This window comes from Rhodococcus sp. NPDC006774, assembly GCF_040636045.1.
Lineage (GTDB): Bacteria > Actinomycetota > Actinomycetes > Mycobacteriales > Mycobacteriaceae > Rhodococcoides.
This window is the reverse complement of the sequence record NZ_JBEYIW010000005.1, coordinates 219,915-236,591: the sequence shown is the minus strand read 5'-3', so window position 1 is coordinate 236,591 and position 16,677 is coordinate 219,915. Positions and strand designations below refer to the sequence as shown.

The 16,677-nt window shown below is 64.7% G+C and carries 13 protein-coding genes; 7 read left to right on the top strand and 6 right to left on the bottom strand.

Annotation, left to right across the window (positions count from 1 at the left end):
* The first annotated feature begins 32 nt into the window (after positions 1–32).
* The gene (locus tag ABZ677_RS10460; RefSeq protein WP_358369185.1) at positions 33–707 is read left to right on the top strand and encodes a glycoside hydrolase family 25 protein; all 675 of its coding nucleotides are present in this window, start codon (positions 33–35) and stop codon (positions 705–707) included.
* 57 nt (positions 708–764) lie between these two features.
* Here the strand turns inward: ABZ677_RS10460 and ABZ677_RS10455 are convergent, their stop codons facing one another.
* On the bottom strand, positions 765–1,523 hold the full coding sequence (locus tag ABZ677_RS10455) for an SDR family NAD(P)-dependent oxidoreductase (RefSeq protein WP_358369029.1): 759 nt from the start codon (positions 1,521–1,523) through the stop codon (positions 765–767).
* An 87-nt stretch (positions 1,524–1,610) separates the two neighbouring features.
* Here ABZ677_RS10455 and ABZ677_RS10450 point away from each other — a divergent pair, with 87 nt between their 5' ends.
* Positions 1,611–2,207, top strand: coding sequence for a TetR family transcriptional regulator (locus ABZ677_RS10450; RefSeq protein ID WP_358369026.1), 597 nt, complete (start codon positions 1,611–1,613; stop codon positions 2,205–2,207).
* Positions 2,208–2,269: 62 nt separating this feature from the next.
* The gene (locus ABZ677_RS10445) at positions 2,270–3,004 is read left to right on the top strand and encodes an alpha/beta hydrolase (RefSeq protein WP_358369023.1); all 735 of its coding nucleotides are present in this window, start codon (positions 2,270–2,272) and stop codon (positions 3,002–3,004) included.
* Positions 3,005–3,094: 90 nt separating this feature from the next.
* Here the strand turns inward: ABZ677_RS10445 and ABZ677_RS10440 are convergent, their stop codons facing one another.
* Positions 3,095–5,152 (bottom strand): PhoX family phosphatase, encoded by a 2,058-nt coding sequence (locus ABZ677_RS10440; protein ID WP_358369020.1) that lies wholly within the window; start codon positions 5,150–5,152, stop codon positions 3,095–3,097.
* Positions 5,153–5,224: 72 nt separating this feature from the next.
* On the bottom strand, positions 5,225–6,289 hold the full coding sequence (locus ABZ677_RS10435) for a beta-mannosidase (RefSeq protein ID WP_358369182.1): 1,065 nt from the start codon (positions 6,287–6,289) through the stop codon (positions 5,225–5,227).
* Between the two features lie 336 nt (positions 6,290–6,625).
* Here ABZ677_RS10435 and ABZ677_RS10430 point away from each other — a divergent pair, with 336 nt between their 5' ends.
* Genes ABZ677_RS10430 through ABZ677_RS10415 form a run of 4 tightly spaced genes read left to right on the top strand, consistent with a single transcriptional unit; the run spans position 6,626 to position 13,261 of the window.
* Positions 6,626–8,590: a hypothetical protein gene (locus ABZ677_RS10430; protein WP_358369017.1), complete on the top strand. Its 1,965-nt coding sequence runs from the start codon at positions 6,626–6,628 to the stop codon at positions 8,588–8,590.
* On the top strand, positions 8,587–10,113 hold the full coding sequence (locus tag ABZ677_RS10425) for a hypothetical protein (protein WP_358369014.1): 1,527 nt from the start codon (positions 8,587–8,589) through the stop codon (positions 10,111–10,113). The genes ABZ677_RS10430 and ABZ677_RS10425 overlap by 4 nt, the downstream gene beginning before the upstream one ends.
* A complete protein-coding gene (locus tag ABZ677_RS10420) occupies positions 10,110–11,618 on the top strand; it encodes a glycosyltransferase (RefSeq protein ID WP_037195676.1) in 1,509 nt (502 codons plus the stop codon). The genes ABZ677_RS10425 and ABZ677_RS10420 overlap by 4 nt, the downstream gene beginning before the upstream one ends.
* Complete coding sequence (locus ABZ677_RS10415; protein ID WP_358369010.1) at positions 11,615–13,261, top strand: glycosyltransferase family 39 protein; 1,647 nt, start codon at positions 11,615–11,617, stop codon at positions 13,259–13,261. Before ABZ677_RS10420 ends, ABZ677_RS10415 begins: the two co-directional genes overlap by 4 nt.
* A gap of 10 nt (positions 13,262–13,271) precedes the next feature.
* Here the strand turns inward: ABZ677_RS10415 and ABZ677_RS10410 are convergent, their stop codons facing one another.
* The 3 genes from ABZ677_RS10410 to ABZ677_RS10400 all read right to left on the bottom strand — a co-directional run bounded on the left by ABZ677_RS10410 (position 13,272) and on the right by ABZ677_RS10400 (position 16,666).
* On the bottom strand, positions 13,272–14,000 hold the full coding sequence (locus ABZ677_RS10410; RefSeq protein WP_037195243.1) for an amino acid ABC transporter ATP-binding protein: 729 nt from the start codon (positions 13,998–14,000) through the stop codon (positions 13,272–13,274).
* Position 14,001: 1 nt separating this feature from the next.
* On the bottom strand, positions 14,002–15,810 hold the full coding sequence (locus ABZ677_RS10405) for an ABC transporter substrate-binding protein/permease (protein WP_358369006.1): 1,809 nt from the start codon (positions 15,808–15,810) through the stop codon (positions 14,002–14,004).
* An 85-nt stretch (positions 15,811–15,895) separates the two neighbouring features.
* Entirely contained in the window at positions 15,896–16,666 is a 771-nt protein-coding gene (locus ABZ677_RS10400) for an LLM class F420-dependent oxidoreductase (RefSeq protein WP_358369003.1), read from the bottom strand.
* Positions 16,667–16,677: the final 11 nt, after the last annotated feature.

The window sequence follows — 16,677 nt, the reverse complement described above, 5'->3', positions numbered from 1 at the left end:
TCTTCTCCCGCACGTTGCGTGCCCTGTTCGGATTGTTCTCGGTCGGTGTCATCGCCTGTGCTGCGCCAGGGATAGCGTCCGCCGTTCCGCAGGGACCGGACGTCTCGTCGTGGCAACACATCGACGGCACCTCGATCGATTGGCACGCCGTCAAGGCTGCAGGCCACGGATTCGCGATGGTCAAGGCCACCGAAGGGCTGGATTACGTCAACCCGTATTTCGTCGAGGATTCCATCGTCATGCGTACGGCGAACGTGGCGCGCGGGGCGTACCACTACGCCGATGTGACGCTCTCGCCGGAGTTGCAGGGCGCGTACTACTCGGCACTGGTGCTGGGCATCAACGGACCTGGCGATCTGCCGCCCGTGCTCGACCTCGAAGATGCGAAGGGCCGGTCGCCAGCCGAGGTGATCGACTGGACGCACCGGTACCTCGATACCGTCCAGACCCTGACCGGCCGTCAGCCGATCATCTACACCTATCCGAACTTCTGGCGGACGGCGATGGCCGACACCCACGAGTTCAACAACTATCCGCTGTGGATCGCCGACTACGACGACGAGCTGGGGCCGCTGCCCGGCGGCTGGACCGACTGGCTGTTCTGGCAGTTCACCGATCGCGGCACGATTCCCGGAATCGACGGGCGAACCGACATCAATCACTACGCGGGCACGCCGGAATCGCTGCGGGCACTGGCTCGCTGGTGACGTCGCTCGACTGGTATGTGGATACGACCTGACTGTGGCTCGGCTGTGCACTCACCTCTACCAGGGCACGCGCGTACCGTCCCACGACCACAGGGCTCCCGTGGGGCCGTCGTCGGCCAGGAGGGCGAGCCGGACCACTCCCGTGGCCGCCTCGGCCGGGTCTCCGCCTGCCGACATGCCCGCGACCAGGTTGGTATGGCGCAGACCGGGTGCCAGGGCGTTGACCTTGACCCTCTCACCCAGGGTCTGAGCGGTCAGCAGCGTGACGGCGTTGACGGCTGTCTTCGAGCTTCGGTAGGCCACACCGCCGCCCATCACTCGTTCCCAGTCGAACTGTGGGTTCGAGCTGCTGTTCCAGGTCAGTGATCCGGTTCCGCTGGACACGTTGACGATGCGCGGGTGCGGGGACCTGTGCAGCGCAGGGAGGAATTCCTGAGTGACCGAGATGAGACCGAAGACGTTGGTCTCGTACGTGGTACGCAACTGCTCCAGCGTGGTGCCGACTATGTCGTCGTTACCTGGGTTCACCCCGGCGTTGTTCACGAGTATGTCCAGTTCGCCGACCTGCTGGGCGGCTGCGGCGACCGAAGACGGGTCCGTGACATCGAGCTGCACGACGCGCGTGGCCGAGCCCAGTTCCGCGGCGGCGCGTTGCCCCCTGTCGAGATCCCGCGCTCCGATCCATACGTCCAGACCGATGGCGAGCAGCTGTCGCGCCGTCTCGAGACCGATGCCACTGTTCCCTCCCGTCACCAGGGCCACCGAGCCCGGCTCGGGCGATCGGATTTCTGCGGGAAGACATTCGATAGTTGCCATGACCATTCTCCAACTCCAACGATGTGGTTGGAATGCTACGTTTCGAGCGCGTGGAAACTCCAACTCAGAAGTTGGTAATCTCGGCGGATGGCCTGGGACACGGACGGGACACGGCGTCGACTTCGTGATGCCGCGCTGGTGGAATTTGCAGCTCACGGGCTCGAGGGCACGACCGTCGCGTCCATCGCAACTCGATCAGGCGTCAACAAGGAGAGGCTCTATAGCTACTTCGGGGACAAGAAGGCTCTCTGGGACCTCGTCCTGGCAACCGAGTTGGAGCGCCTTGCGACCGGCGTCGAACTCACGGGGGTCGACTTGGACGACATCGGCGAATTCGCCGGCGCGACCTACGACTATCACGCATCTCATCCTGAACTGGGCCGCCTGCTTCAGTGGGAGGGTCTACAGTCGGGCCCGCCGGCTCACGCGGAGGTGCGCACAGCGCACTACCGCGAGAAAGTGGCGCGTTTCGCCGACGCCCAGCGACACGGCCTCATCGATTCGGAGATCGATCCCGCGCACTTGGTTTTCACGCTGATCGCGCTGGCCGCCTGGTGGCAGACCGTCCCGCAGCTCGCCGAAATGATCACCGGTGCCGGACCTCACGACCAACAGGCACGGGCAGCACGTCGCCACTTCGTCGTCGAGGCAGCGAGGCGAATCGCCGCACAACCCGGGTCGTGAGGGGAATGCGTGCCCGGTGGGCACTCGACCGATTCCAGCGCACCATCGACGGAGGTATGTGAATGGAACCGCAGTCGTTCGTACTCGCAACGCCCGACGTACTACGCGAACGTCGAGATTCATTCGACGTCTATCGGGCACCCGACACGGCATCCGGCGACGACGCTCTTCGGCCCGCTGTTGTCTTCGTTCACGGTGGTCCGCGCCCGCCGAGCGTCGAATGGCGACCGCGAGATCAACCGGTCTTCGTCGGGTACGGATCCATCGCCGCGGCAGCGGGCGTCGTCGGTGTCGTACTCGAACATCACATGGCCTCGCTTGCCGAGTGTGCTGCAGCTGCCGACGAGATCGCCGTCGGACTCGACCAGGTTCGACAACTTCCCGGAGTGGATCCCAATCGAGTTGCGCTGTGGTTCTTTTCCGGGAGCGGGCTGCTCGCTGCCGACTGGTTGAAGCACTCTCCGGCGTGGTTGACCTGTCTCGCATTGACATACCCGGTGCTGCAGACCCTCCCTGAATGGGGGGTCGAGCCGCGATTCGATTCCACTCTCGCCGTATCGGATTCGGGAGCACCGCCGATTCTGCTCACACGTGTGGGCCGCGATCGTCCCGCATTCATCTCGGGGGTGAACGCTTTTGTCGCGGCGGCCCACGCTGCGAACCTGGACATCATCGACGTACCCGACGGACAACACGGATTCGACATGCTCGATCACACCGACGAATCACGTGATGCCGTCAGCCGTGCGATGGCCTGGGTCGTCGCACGGCTGACGGCAGATTCAGCTGCCACCTGAGCGCCCGCGAGGACGCTTGACACAACCGAAGCGCCCGCAGTCGACTGTCTTCGACCACGGGCGCGTTCGGTTCGAGCGAAACAGCTACGGCTACGCCGACTTCCACACTGCGACGACGGAGGGCCGCGGCTGGGTGTCGCCGCCGTCGGGCCAATGCGAGATCGGTGCGTCGGCGGTGGCGTCGTCGCTCTCGCCTGGGTGCTGCACGCACACAACGACCCGCTCGTCGGAGACGATGGGACCGCAGGTCTCACCGCCGGCGGGAACCGTCAGGAACTGGCGGGTCTCACCTCGGCGTGGGCCGTCGAGCACTACGGCGAACAGGCCGTCGTTGGAGTCGAGAGCATTGCCGTCGGTGGAGACCCACAGGTTGCCCTTGGCGTCGAACGCCAGGTTGTCGGGGCACGAGATGGGGCTGACCTGGCTCTTGTCGAAGCCGCCGAAGTAGGTGTCGGCCTCGTTCGGGTCACCGCAGACCAGCAGCAGGTTCCAGGTGAAGGACGTGCCCGCGTGGTCGTCGTCGAGCTCGAGCACCTGACCGTTCTTGTTGGTGTTGCGGGGGTTGGCCTCGTCGGCGGCCGCCTTGCCCTCGGTGCCGCGGTTGGAGTTGTTCGTCAGCGCGACGTAGACCTTGCCGGTCACCGGGTTGGGCTCGAAGTCCTCGGGGCGGTCCATCTTGGTTGCGCCCACCTTGTCGCCTGCCTGACGGGTGAACACTGCGACCTCCTCGGCCGACATGCCGTCGACGAGGGAGGTGCCGCGGCCGTCCTCGCCGGTCTCGAGCAGTGGGATCCATGTTCCGGTGCCGCGGAATTCGCCGTTGGACGGAAGGGTGCCGGATCCGTCGATCTCGTCGGGAGTATCGCCGGTGAGGGTGGCGACGTACAGCGTGCCCGCGTCCAGCAGTGTCAAGTTGTTGCGCATCGCGGCCGCGCCGGTGCCGGGCATCATCTTTCGGCTGGAGACGAACTTGTACATGTAGTCGAAGCGTTCGTCGTCGCCGCTGTAGGCGACGACGGTGCCGTCGTCGGTGACGTGGATCGTCGCAGCTTCGTGCTTGAAGCGGCCGAGCGCGGTGTGCTTGATCGGGGCCGACTGCGGGTCCCACGGATTGACCTCGACGATGTATCCGAAGCGGTTGACCTCGTTGGGCTCCTGCGCCAGATCGAAGCGCTTGTCGAAGCGCTCCCACTTACGGTCGCTCGCGGCACCTTCGACTCCGTAGCGCGAGAGACGCTGCGCCACAACTGGATCGGTGACCGACTCGGCGTTGCCGAAGTACTGGTTGAAGTTCTCCTCGCCGGAGAGCACCGTTCCCCACGGTGTCAGGCCACCCGAGCAGTTGTTGAAGGTGCCGAGCACCTTGGTGCCGGTGGGGTCGACGCTCGTCTTGAGGAAATCGCTGCCGGCGGCGGGGCCGGTGACGACGAACTCGGTGGTGCCGGTGATGCGGCGGTTGTACTGGCCCATGGCCGGCGTCAGTTTGCCGGTGCCGGATTCCCCCTGCACCTGTACCACCGAAAGTCCGTGTGCGGCAAGGGCGACATCGAACTGCTCGCGGGTGGGGTTCTCCGCGTCGTAGCCCTTGAACATCGCCGGCTCGGTGCTGTATTCGTGGTTGACCACCAGTAGGTGCGCGTTGGGCGTGCCCTCGATCGGCAGCAGGCCGGCGAAGTCGTTGTTGAAGCCGAACTGCTTCTCCTGTGCAGCGGCCGTCTGGTTGTCGAAGTCGAACGCCGGTGCGCCTGCCACCACCGCGTCACCCCAGCGGATGACGACGCCTTGTTCGTAGCCCTCGGGTACCACGACCGCGTCCTCGGTGTTCGGTTCCACCGCAACGAAATCCACACCGTCGACGGGCGGGGTATCGGCACCCGACGTGCTCGAGGTTCCGCTTCCGGTGGTGGCGGGCTCGTCGGTCGAGCATGCCGCGAGAGCACTGCCCGCGCCCACGGCGAGCACTGCCATCGCTCCACCCTTGATGACGCCACGCCGCGACATCGCGGTCTTGACGATGTCGCCGAAGTACTCGCCCTTCGACGTATTGGGAATCTCGTGGAAGCACGCATCACCGCACTTGTACTTGCACGTCAATGATGAGCGCTTGGAGCTTCCGTCGTGAACCGCGAACAAGGGTAGTGGCTTCATGTCACGGCACGCTGTCACCCAAAAGCGAAAGTAAAGGAACGTTCAGATGAAGTTGGGGAGAACGAGGATGCCCTAAGGTCCGATCGTCTGCCACAGCGGATCGCCGGGGCCGATGTCGTAGGTGCACTCGCCCGGCCGCGGGTCGGGCACGAACGCCCACAGCAGTGCTCCCGCTGTGCCCGCGGCACGTTGGCCGTCGATCTTGGTGTCGATACTCGTTGCGCGAGAACCGAGATCGCCACAGGAACCGGCGAGTTGACCGATCTCCCCGACCAGGAGGGGTTTGCCCACCGCAGCGCTCTGGGTGATCCGCCGCTGCAACCCGTTCCACTGATCTCCTGGCAAGGGCACCCCGTCGGCTCCGTAGTCGTGGTACTGCAACACGTCGACGAACGGCGACCGGGCGAGGTACTCGTACTCGTCACCCTGGCTACCGCACTGTCCACCGCCGGTGAGGCCGGCGGTGATCAGGGTGCGGGGATCGACAGTGCGGAGTTGTTGCCCTGCGGTATCGAAGAAGGAGCGCAGAACCTGGGCGGCGTCGGCGGTGCAGGTCCGGGTGGTCCAGGAGCACGCCGCGTCGGTGCACGAGCTGGTTTCCGGCTCACCGACCAATTCCCACGCTGCCAGTGCGGGCGAATCCTTCCACCGGTTCACAGCAGTGAGCATCCACTGCTCGAAACTCGTCACCGCATTCGTGTCGGGGACGGCAGGGGGCGTCGTCCATCCGTCGACGTACCACTGTCTGCCCTTGAAGGCGTTTCCTTCACAGGCTCCGTCCTGTGGCGAGAGAACCGGGACGACCAGTTGCCCGTGCGCCTCGGCCGCCGCGAAGACCGCGTCCATCGGGCGAAAGTCGAGTGCGCCGGTGAATCGGTTGATCGCCAGTGCCTGGAATGCGTTGAACCGCGTGAGGGAATGTGGAGGCAGTGCACCGAAATAGCCGTCCAGGTCGACCATCGCTCCGCAGCCTGCGTTCACGGACCAGTCGGTCGCAAGCTGATAGGCATTGAATCCCGTTGGCCACCACGGCGCACCGTCGAGTGACAAACCGTCGGTACTCGCGGTGACGCGAGCACCGGACTCGGGGGCCGCGCCCGCGTCGGGCACGCCGAAGATCGAGGCGACCGACAGCATCAGGGCTGTGCCGAGTGCGCACCGTAGCAATTTCGAACCGATCCGCATCGGCGTAATGCTAGACGCCGACTGCCCGATATCGGAACTCGTGAATTCGACGGTTGTTCCGGAAATACTGCCGAATTAGTGCAGATTGTCGGGCACCGATCCGATGGAATGTGACGACGCTCGGGCGCGCCGCTCATTTACCCGAAATATTCTGTCGCCCTGGCGGTTCTGGAGTCGATTCGAGACCCGGGGGCGACAGTGGGTTGCTCCAGCACGTCGGAAAACGGTCCTACGCAGTAGAGTTCTGATTTTCGTTTCATCATCGAAGGCTGGATATCCCCCATGCGAATGGCGCGCATTGCATCGACGGCTGCTCTCGTCGTGGTTCCGCTTCTGCTTCCGGTCTCGGTCGTCTCGGCGCAACCGGCCGATCAGGATGCCGACCGATTGACCTTCGCCGAATTGGGTCTGGGTCGATCCACCACCATCGATACGACCGGAGAACGCACTCGGCTGACGGTTCCGTCTCCCACGGGCTCGGTGCCGTCGACCCTCAGCGGTGTACTCACCACGCTGGCCTGGCTCGATCGAGGGTGGGTAGACGTCGAGTCGGACGGTCGACCGATCACCCGGATCACGCTCGACAACACGGCACCGACCACTCCGGTGTCCATTCCACTCGCTGCGGCAACGACGGTCGACGGAGTGATCGCACTCGATCTGATTCCGTCCCTGATTCCCGACGATCGCTACTGCCCCGATCCTGACTCCGATGCCATCCGATTGATCGACGCGACCGTGGACTATGAGGGACAACCGGCGGTGCCGGGGACCATTGCGGACTTTCTGCCGGTAGTGCTGCGAACGCTCACGCTGTTCGTCCCCACGGATGCGGATCGCGAGACCATCACCGCTGCAACGATTGTGGCTTCCTCGGTGGTACACCATTACGGGGCGCAGCCGGTTCGGGTCGCGGTGCGGCCGGACAGCGAGCTGCAGGGAGCTGCTCCTGACGGTCCGCTCGAGAGGTCGGTCGTGCTGGCGAAGAACTCGGACGCCGGTGCCGAGCTGATCTATCCTGTCGAGCAGGCCCCGCCGCGCATGTATCTCACCGGTACCGGATCGGATCTGGTCGATCAGGCCCGTTTGATCACCAGCGATCTTTCCGAGATTGCCGTTGCCACTTCTGCCTTGGCAGGACCGTCCGCTCCGAAAGCGCAACTCGCCCCCGAATCGATCACGCTCGACGACCTCGGGATCGGCACGGTGACCGGTTCTGGCGGTGCCTCGGCGACCGCGTCCATCACGATCGACCAGACGCGGCTCGGCCGGTCTGCGTCCGACCTGTCCGTGCACCTGATCGGCAGCTACACACCGGGCGCGGGATCGGTGCGGGCCACGGTGAACGGGTCACCGCTCGCAGTGTGGGAGGCCGACGACACCGGTCGGCTCGACCGATGGATCGACATTCCGAATTCGGCACTGTCCCGCGTCGAGACGCTCGATATTTCCGTCGACCATCCGTCGACCGCAGGTGGCGGTGGTTGCTCCGCGGCCGCCGATACGAGTGTGACCGTGGACGGTTCGACTCTGGTGCGGTCGTCCGATTCCTCCACACCAGCCCCTCTCGGCCTGCGATCGATGCCGCAGGCGTTGATGCCGCAGTTCGAGATCGCGCTGGCCGACGAGTCCTACGCGGGAGTCGTCCGAGCGGTCACGATGGCAACCGGGCTGCAGCGACTGTCGAGTCTGCCGCTGGTGCCGGAGGTCGTGTCCATGGATCAGGCGCTCGACGGTAGCGCTCCCGCATTGGTGATCGCGCCGGCCTCGGAATTGCCGGAGACAGTGGCGCTTCCGCTGTCGTCGATCGACGAGACGACATTCCGGATCGCCGAGCCGGATTCCGCCGGCGGTGCCACCGAACTGACGGTCGACACGGATCAGCCCTTCGCGACGGTGCAGGTCACGTCGATGCAGAACCATGCTGTTCTCGTGGGATCCTGGAACTCGGCACCGGACCGATTCGACGCCATGTTGTCCTGGCTCGACGGCGACCCGGCTCGGTGGTTCGCGCTCGACGGCGACATCGTGTTCGCCGCGCAGAACACCGAACCGATGTCACTGTCGAGCGCGGCACTGTCGGGTGCGGACGACACCGTAGCGGCGTCCGACGACACCTCCGATCGAACGACGGTGCTCCTCGTGGGAGTCGGTCTTGCGGTACTTGCAGTCGCCGGCGTGGGCGCACTCGTGGTCGCGCTTCGAGCGCGCCGGTCGACGACCGAGCCGAGCCGGCACAGCGACTCGAGATGACGGTGGACACCGCACCGAACACCGGCGCGGAGCCGACGCCGACCGCGCCGCCTCGGTGGCGAGCTCGGCGTCCGCTCGACGTCTTGGTCGTGCGCTGGGTGGTTCTGCTCACCTGTGTGGTTCTCGCATTCCTCCCCACCTGGGTACGGCTGGCGCAGGAGGCAGCCGACGGCGCCATCACCGCGTACATTTTCGTCTTGCCGCTGCTCGCTGTCGTTGCGGCGCAGGGGGTAGCGCGGCGTAGGGCCGACGAGCTGCCCATTCACGATCGTCAGACCGACAACATCGTCGGGGGTATCGGCTTGCTGGTGTCCATCGCCATCAAGGCGCTGTGGCTGCCGCGCTACGCGGACCAATACGAACTGGCGCATCTGGATGTTCTTGCGGCGCTTGCGTTCTTTTTCGGTGGCGCGATACTGATGTTCGGACTGCGGCCGGTGGGTCGGTTCTGGTCTGTCTGGCTGTTGCTGCTCGCGTTGAGTCCGCTCGGCTACCGATTGGTCGCCATCGGGTTGGGCGGAGGCCGCTTCGCGTACGCGGCGGTGATGGTGCTCTTGGCAGGTGTCGCCGGTGCCATCGCCGTCGGCCGAACAAGGCGCCGCGGCTGGCTCGGGTTCGGGTGCACCGCACTGTCCGGACTCGCAGTTGCTGCACTGATGTTGACACTGTGGCCACAGATCGACATCGTCTGGCTGCAGCTCGTCCCTACCGTCGGTGCGGCAACAATCACCGGAATCGCCTTCTATCTCGCTGCGCGTCGCGGCCGATTCGACGAACGTCGGCCGCGGCGCCTCGCTGTTCCGACGGCGAAGTGGTCGCCGAGCTCGATCGTCGTCGCCATCGTGGCGGCAGCGGTCCTCGCTCTCGTTCCCCTACCCGAACGCATCCCCGTGGCGGCACCGGTGGGACCACCCGGCCCGGTAGCGACCCCTCTTGCGGCACCGGTCGGATTCGGCCAGATCGATATTCGGCAATTCGATTGGGTCCGTGCGTTCTTCGGTACTCGTTCCACTCTGACTCGGCAGACGATGCGCGCCGACGAAGGCAATTCCGAGTGGGACGTGCGTTCGAGGCCGCGGACCGTGGTGGTCGACGTACTGTCGACCACCAATCTGGCAAGTCTGGCCGTCTATCCGGAGAGCACCCTGTATCGATTGACCAACACGCGCACGAGCCATCCCCTGACCATCGATCTCGGACGCGGGGTGACGGGTGCGCTCTACACCTCGGTCAGCGACGCGTTGCTGCTCACCTGGACCAAGCTCGTCTTCCATTGGCAGCGAGGCGATGTGATGCAACGCGTGACCGTCATCAGCGTCGACAATCACGATCTCGATGCCGTCTTCCCGCAACCGATGCCGTCGATGGCATCGAACCTCGGGACGTCGATCGGCACCTTCCTGCGGGGCAACGCCATCGCCATCGACGACGATCCGGAATATAAGGACCGTGAGCTGTTGACGACCTTCGGTACCGGGCTCGTTCGCCAGCAGTGGGCCCTGGCGAACGGTGCGTCGCGATGACCACCGCTGCCAGGGGGAAACGGCCGACTCCCCCGCGCGTCGGAACGGAAACCGAAGAGTTCCGAGCAGCTGCGCTCGACGACGCGATCAACGGGTTGGCCGATCGAAATCCGTTGGCGTCGGCGGCGATTGCATTCGTTCCCTGGCAGAAGTACACGGCAATCGGGGCTGCGCTGCTGCTCCTGGCCTGTGGAGTGATCGCCCCCGTCGGAACGCTGCTCGCGGTCACGGTCGTCTGCACCATCGGATATCTGTTGGCGATGATCGACCGCCTGTTGCTGTTCTCCCGTGGTCTGGACGCGTCGGCGATCGTCACGGTGACCGACGAGGAGGCACGGGCAGTTCCCGATGATCGGTTGCCGTACTACACCATTCTGGTCCCGGCGTACGACGAGCCGGAGGTGGTGGGCGACCTCATCGCGGCGATGACCGGACTCGACTATCCCGCCGACAAGCTGCAGGTTCTGTTGCTGCTCGAGGAGGACGACGAGGTGACCATCGAGGCGGCCGCGCGCAGCGGCGTCAGCGATCTGGTGGACGTGGTCCTGGTGCCCGCAGGGGACCCTCGCACCAAGCCGAAAGCCTGTAACTACGGATTGCATTTCGCCACCGGGACGATCGTGACGATCTTCGATGCCGAGGATCTGCCCGAGAGACTTCAACTGCGTCGCGTCGTCGCTGCTTTCGAGCGGCTGCCCGACACCGTGGCGTGCGTGCAGGCGAAGTTGGCGTTCCACAACGGTTCTCAGAATCTGTTGACCGGGTGGTTCACCGCTGATTACGCACTGTGGTTCGGGTACTTGCTGCCTGGTTTGATGGCCAGCACCTCGCCGATCCCCCTCGGCGGAACCTCCAATCATCTTCGACGCGATGTCATCGACGAGGTGGGGGCCTGGGACGGCTTCAACGTCACCGAGGACGCAGACCTCGGCGTGCGCATCGCAGCCTCGGGCTACTCGACGGCCGTACTGGACTCCACCACTCTCGAAGAAGCCAACAGCGATCCGATCAACTGGGTCCGTCAGCGCTCTCGTTGGTACAAGGGCTATCTGCAGACGTGGTTGGTGCACATGCGCAGACCGGTCGCGACGGTTCGTGCCCTCGGGCCGGTCGGCACCTATCGTTTCACGTTGTTGCTCGCGGGAACTCCGATCACCGCGTGCATCAACATGGTCTTCTGGTTCACCACGGCGGCATGGATTCTCGGCCAGCCTGCATTGGTTGCCGAGCTGTTTCCGCCGTACATCTACTACTTCTCGTTGCTTTCTCTGGTGGTGGGCAACATCGCCACGGTGTACATGTATCTCATCGCGAGTCGAGAGAGCGACAACGCCTACCTGCTCGTTCCCAGCCTGACGATGCCCCTGTACTGGGTGATGATGAGCGTGGCCTCCATCAAGGGCTGTTGGCAGCTGGTGCGCAATCCGTCGTACTGGGAGAAGACGTTCCACGGCCTGTCCGGACCCGCCGCGGATTCGTCGGTCGGCGAAGAGCAGAACACGTGAATCGGCGCACCCCCTGGATCGTGTTCGGAAGCGCGCTGGCAGGCTACCTGGCGGTGGGGCTGACACTGAGCATGCGTTTCGGCTACCTGCTCGGCGACGCATTGTCGCGAACCTCGGCCGCGCAGGCGGTGCTGCTCAGCCGCGATCCGCACGTGTCGGCTGTCGGCTTCATCTTCACGCCGTTGACGGCCCTCGCGCAGTTGCCCATCGTCGCCTTCGCATCGTGGTGGCCGGCGATCACCCGGTGGAACATCTCCGGCATCGCGGTGTCGGCGGTCTTCATGGCCGGTGCAGTGGTGATGATTCATGGCATCTGCCGAGACCGCGGACTCGCCGGCCGATACAGCCTGCTGATCACCGTGGTCTTCGCGATCAACCCGATGATCGTCTTCTACGGTGCCAACGGCATGAGCGAGGCAGGCTTCCTGTTCTTCCTCTGCTGGGCCGTTCGACGGTTGATTCGATGGATGAACACCGACGACGTTCACGATCTCCTGCTGGCAGGCGTCGCGCTGGCTCTCGCCTTCCTCGCTCGCTACGAGGGCGTCGTTCCGATAGCTCTGGCCGCGGTACTGGTGGCGGTCGTCACGGTGCTACGTCGGGGTCGAACACACTGGAAAAGCATGCGGCGCAGAGCAATTCTGGATGCAGTACTCGTCGCCGGGCCCGGCACGGCAGTGTTTCTCGTGTGGATAACCACGAGCTGGCTGATCACCGGTGAGGCGCTGGCCCAGCTGTCCTCGAGCTACGGAAACGCCGCGATCCTGACTCAGTCCGGTGGGTCCAGTGGTGACCTGATCGGCACCGGCCTGTTCTCGCTCGCTGCGGTCGTCGTATTGGGACCGACCTTGCTGGTGACGCTCCCGCTCGCCGTGGTGCTGGCGATGCGTCGACGAGACCTCGAATTCGTGGTGGCACCATTGCTTTTCGGTGGGGTGATCGGGTTCCAGGCCGCGAGCTACATCGCCGGCTCGACATTCGGCTTCCTGAGATTCTTCATCTGCGCCGTTCCGTTGGCAGCCGTCGTTGTGCTGCAACTGTTTCCGGCTGCCGGAGATCAGCCCACCCGGCGCGCGGGTGCTTATTTCAGGCACCGCCCCGCGCTGCCGCCGCTGCGTCCTGCCGCCGCGGCAGCGGCAATGACGGTCTGCGCACTGGCTCTTCCGGTGACGGGGTGGGCGATGGTGCAGCCGTCGTTGTCCAGCCAGCAGTACGCCCTCGGCAGTCTTCTCGACGAGGATCCCCCGGCCGACGATCCCCAGGCGATGGCGGCACGTCGAGTGATCGATTCCTTCTCCACCGAACGTCGACTGGCGTCGTACCTAGACAGTCAGAACCTCCCCGAAGGTTCGATTCTCGTCGACACCGTCTACGGGTTCGCCATCGTGGCAGCGTCGAAACACCCGAAGCAGTTCGTGGTTCCGTCCGATCTGGACTTCACCAAGATCCTCAACGACCCGGCATCCGCAGGCGTGCAGTATCTGCTGACGGTGCCCAACGAGGGCCGTGGTGTATCCGACGCGGTCAACCGGCGATATCCGACGGTCTACGACAACGGCGCCGATCTGTATCCACTCGTGCTCGAAGTTCCGAACGATGGCGCCGACCAGCCGGACTGGCGTGTGTACCGGGTACCGAGCTGATCGAGGTTCGCTACAGCACCTGCGAGAGGAACGTCTTCAGTCGGTCGGTGTGCGGATCGTCGAACAACTGCTCCGGCGTTCCGGTTTCGACGGCGCTGCCGTGATCCATGAACAGCACCCGGTTGGATACCGATCTCGCGAATCCCATTTCGTGGGTCACCACCACCATCGTCATTCCGCCCTTCGCGAGGTCGGCCATCAATGCCAGCACGCCCTTGACCAACTCGGGGTCGAGAGCGGAGGTGGCCTCGTCGAAGAACATGACCTCGGGCTTCATGGCCAGTGCTCGCGCGATGGCGACGCGCTGCTGCTGTCCGCCGGAGAGATTGCCCGGACGCGAATCCGCCTTGTTGGCCAAACCGACCAACTCGAGCTGATCCATCGCGGCCGCGCGAGCCGCCTCCTTGGACAGGCCGAGCAGCTTCTGTGGGCCAAGGGCGATGTTGTCGGCAACGCTCTTGTGCGGGAACAGGTTGAACTGCTGGAACACCATGCCGATGCGTTGCCGCAACTGGTCGGGGTTGTCCTTCAGCACCGATTTGCCGTCGAGCAGGATGTCGCCCTGCTCAGGCTCGTGCAGTCGATTGAGAGCACGCAGCAGCGTCGACTTGCCCGAGCCCGACGGTCCGATGACCGTCGTGGTCGTGCCGGCCGGGACGTCGATGCTCACCCCGCGCAGCACCTTGTTGGTACCGAAGGACAGGTGAATGTCCTTGCCCACGAGCGAAACAGAAGTCATGTCAGCCTCTTTCCACGACGACGGCCTGCTCGACCGGGTCCAGCGTCTGCTCGGCCTTGCCGGTGCGCAGTCGCTTGTCGATGTAGTTCACGAGATGGGTGAGCGGCACTGTCAGCACCAGGTAGAACAATCCGGCCGCGACGAGCGGGGACAGATTTCCGGTCTGAGCGTTGAGATCTCGACCGACCGCGAACAGCTCGCGCTGGGTGGCGAGCAATCCGAGGAAGTAGATCAGCGACGAGTCCTTGATCAGTGAGATGAACTGGTTCATCAGCGCAGGCAGGACGCGTCGGACACCCTGCGGGACGACCACCAGGTTCATCGAGCGACGTTGGCTGAAGCCCAGTGCGCGTGCAGCTTCCATCTGTCCGGCTTCGACGCTCTGGATGCCGGATCGGAAGATCTCGCCGATGTACGCGGCGGCGAGCAGCGAGAGTGCCGCAGCACCGAGCCAATACGGATTGCCGCCGGTCACACCCTGCACCACCGGTCCGATTCCGAGGCCGATGATCAGAATGATGACCACGGCGGGCAATCCGCGGAAGATGTCGGTGTAGACGCGCGCCGGCCAGCGCAGCCAGCGCGTGCGAGAGAGGCCGGCCAGGGCCAGCAGCATGCCCAGGACCGTACCGATGATGCCCGACGCCAACGCCAGAATCAGCGTGTTCGGCAGACCCACCTTGAACAGGTCGGGGATGGCGGACTTGTACAGCGACCAGTCGAAGAACGTGTCCCCCAGCTGCGCGAGCGTGGATTTGGGTTGAACGGCAACGGCGTCGGGAGCATTCGCGTCGTTCTGTGCTGCGATGGCGGCGAAGTCGGGTAGCTCCGGCTCGGGGGCGGCCTTGCTTCCCGGCTTGAACCCGTCGGGCAATTCGCGAGGAACCCAGTCGGAGTACAGCGTGGCCCACGTGCCGTCGGCGATCACCGCGTCGAGGCCGGAGTTCAACGCATCGATCAGCGGTTGATTGTCGCGAGCGACGGCCCAGCCGACGAAGTTGTTCAACGAGAACGTGTTCTGCGTGATCGCCGTGCCGTCTTCCGGCTTGACCAAGCCCTCCGCCTGCTGGGACGGGGCCACCCATGCGTCGATCTGACCGGTCCGCAGATTGGCGTAGGCGGTGTTGTAATCCGGGAACTTCACCGGATCGAGGCCGAGCGTGTTCACCACGTAGTCGTCCTGCACGGTGCCCTGCACCACGCCGATCCTGCTGCCCGCGTTCAGGTCCTCGAACCTGCTGATCGGGCCGCCGGTCTGAGCAACGAGTGAGAAGTAGCCGAAGTCGTAGCCGTTGGTGAATCCGACGGTGTTCCTGCGCTCGTCCGTCGTCGTGATCGAGGACGAACCGACGTCGAAACGGCGGCCCGCAACCTGCGCGAGCAGACCCGAGAACTCGGTACCCGAGAAGTTGATCTGCAGGCCGAGCTTCTCGGCGACGGCCTTCAGCAGCTCGTTGTCGTAGCCGGTGTACTGGCCGGCCGAGTCCAGGCAGATGCTGGGCGGGGCGTCGGACAGGGTGCCGACGGTGAGCACTCCCGGCGTCGCCAATCCCAGAGCGTTCGTGTCCACTCGGTCCAGCGGAGTGACGTTGTCCGTCGTGTACCTGTCCTCCGTCGCGGCCGCAGCGGCCGCGTCGAAGTTCGTCGGGGTGGACGAGGCACTGTCGACGCCGGGAGGGGCGCACAGGTCGGTCGGACCTGCAGCCGCCTGATCATCGGAGTTCGACGTGCCACACGCGGCGAGCGTGAGGGCCATCAACAGTCCGAGAACGAGAACCACGAGCGCGCGTGAGGCGCGTACGGCAACCATGTACAAAACCCTAAGCGGACCAGGGCCCACTCACCCAAACGCGCCACGCGCAAGGGTTTCGCTCAGCGAACTGGAGTGGGCTGGCTTACTTGTGCGCGTCCCGCCACGCGATGGCCTGGCCCAGCTCGGCCAGGTCGTACTCGGGTCCGTTGACGCCGACGGTGAACAGCGTTGCTCCGGCGTCGACGAAGTCCTGAGCGGTGTCCGCGCCGGGCCACGAGACCGACCGGGTGATCCCCGAGACGTCGCGTCCGACGGTGGTGCCGTGCTCGGCGAGGATCTCCGACTTGCGCTTCAACGCCTCGAGGTCGGCGAAGCTGTGCCAGATGTGTGCGTACTCGGCCACCATCTTCAGCGTCTTCTTCTCCCCACCGCCGCCGATGAGAATCGGGATATCGCGGGTGGGGGCCGGATTGCCGACATCGAGGCGGTGGCGGATTCTGGCGAGGCTCTCCTTGAGCAAGGCCAGACGCGAACCAGCCGTGCCGAATTCGTACCCGAAGTTGTCGTAGTCCTTCTCGTTCCAGCCGGCACCGATTCCGAGGATCAAGCGGCCCCCGCTGATGTGGTCGACGGTGCGCGCCATGTCGGCCAGCAGATCCGGATTGCGGTAACCGCCGCCGGTGACGAGTGCGCCGATCTCGACGTTCGACGTCTGCTCGGCCCAGGCACCGAGCATCGTCCAGCACTCGAAATGCGCGCCGTCGAGGTCGCCGTACAGCGGGTAGAAGTGGTCCCAGTTGAAGACGATGTCGACGCCCGCATCCTCCGAGCGCAACACCGCGTCGCGGATGAGTTGGTAATCGGGAGCGTGCTGGGGCTGAAGCTGAACACCGATCTTGACGGTCATGTACATCTCCTCGTCGT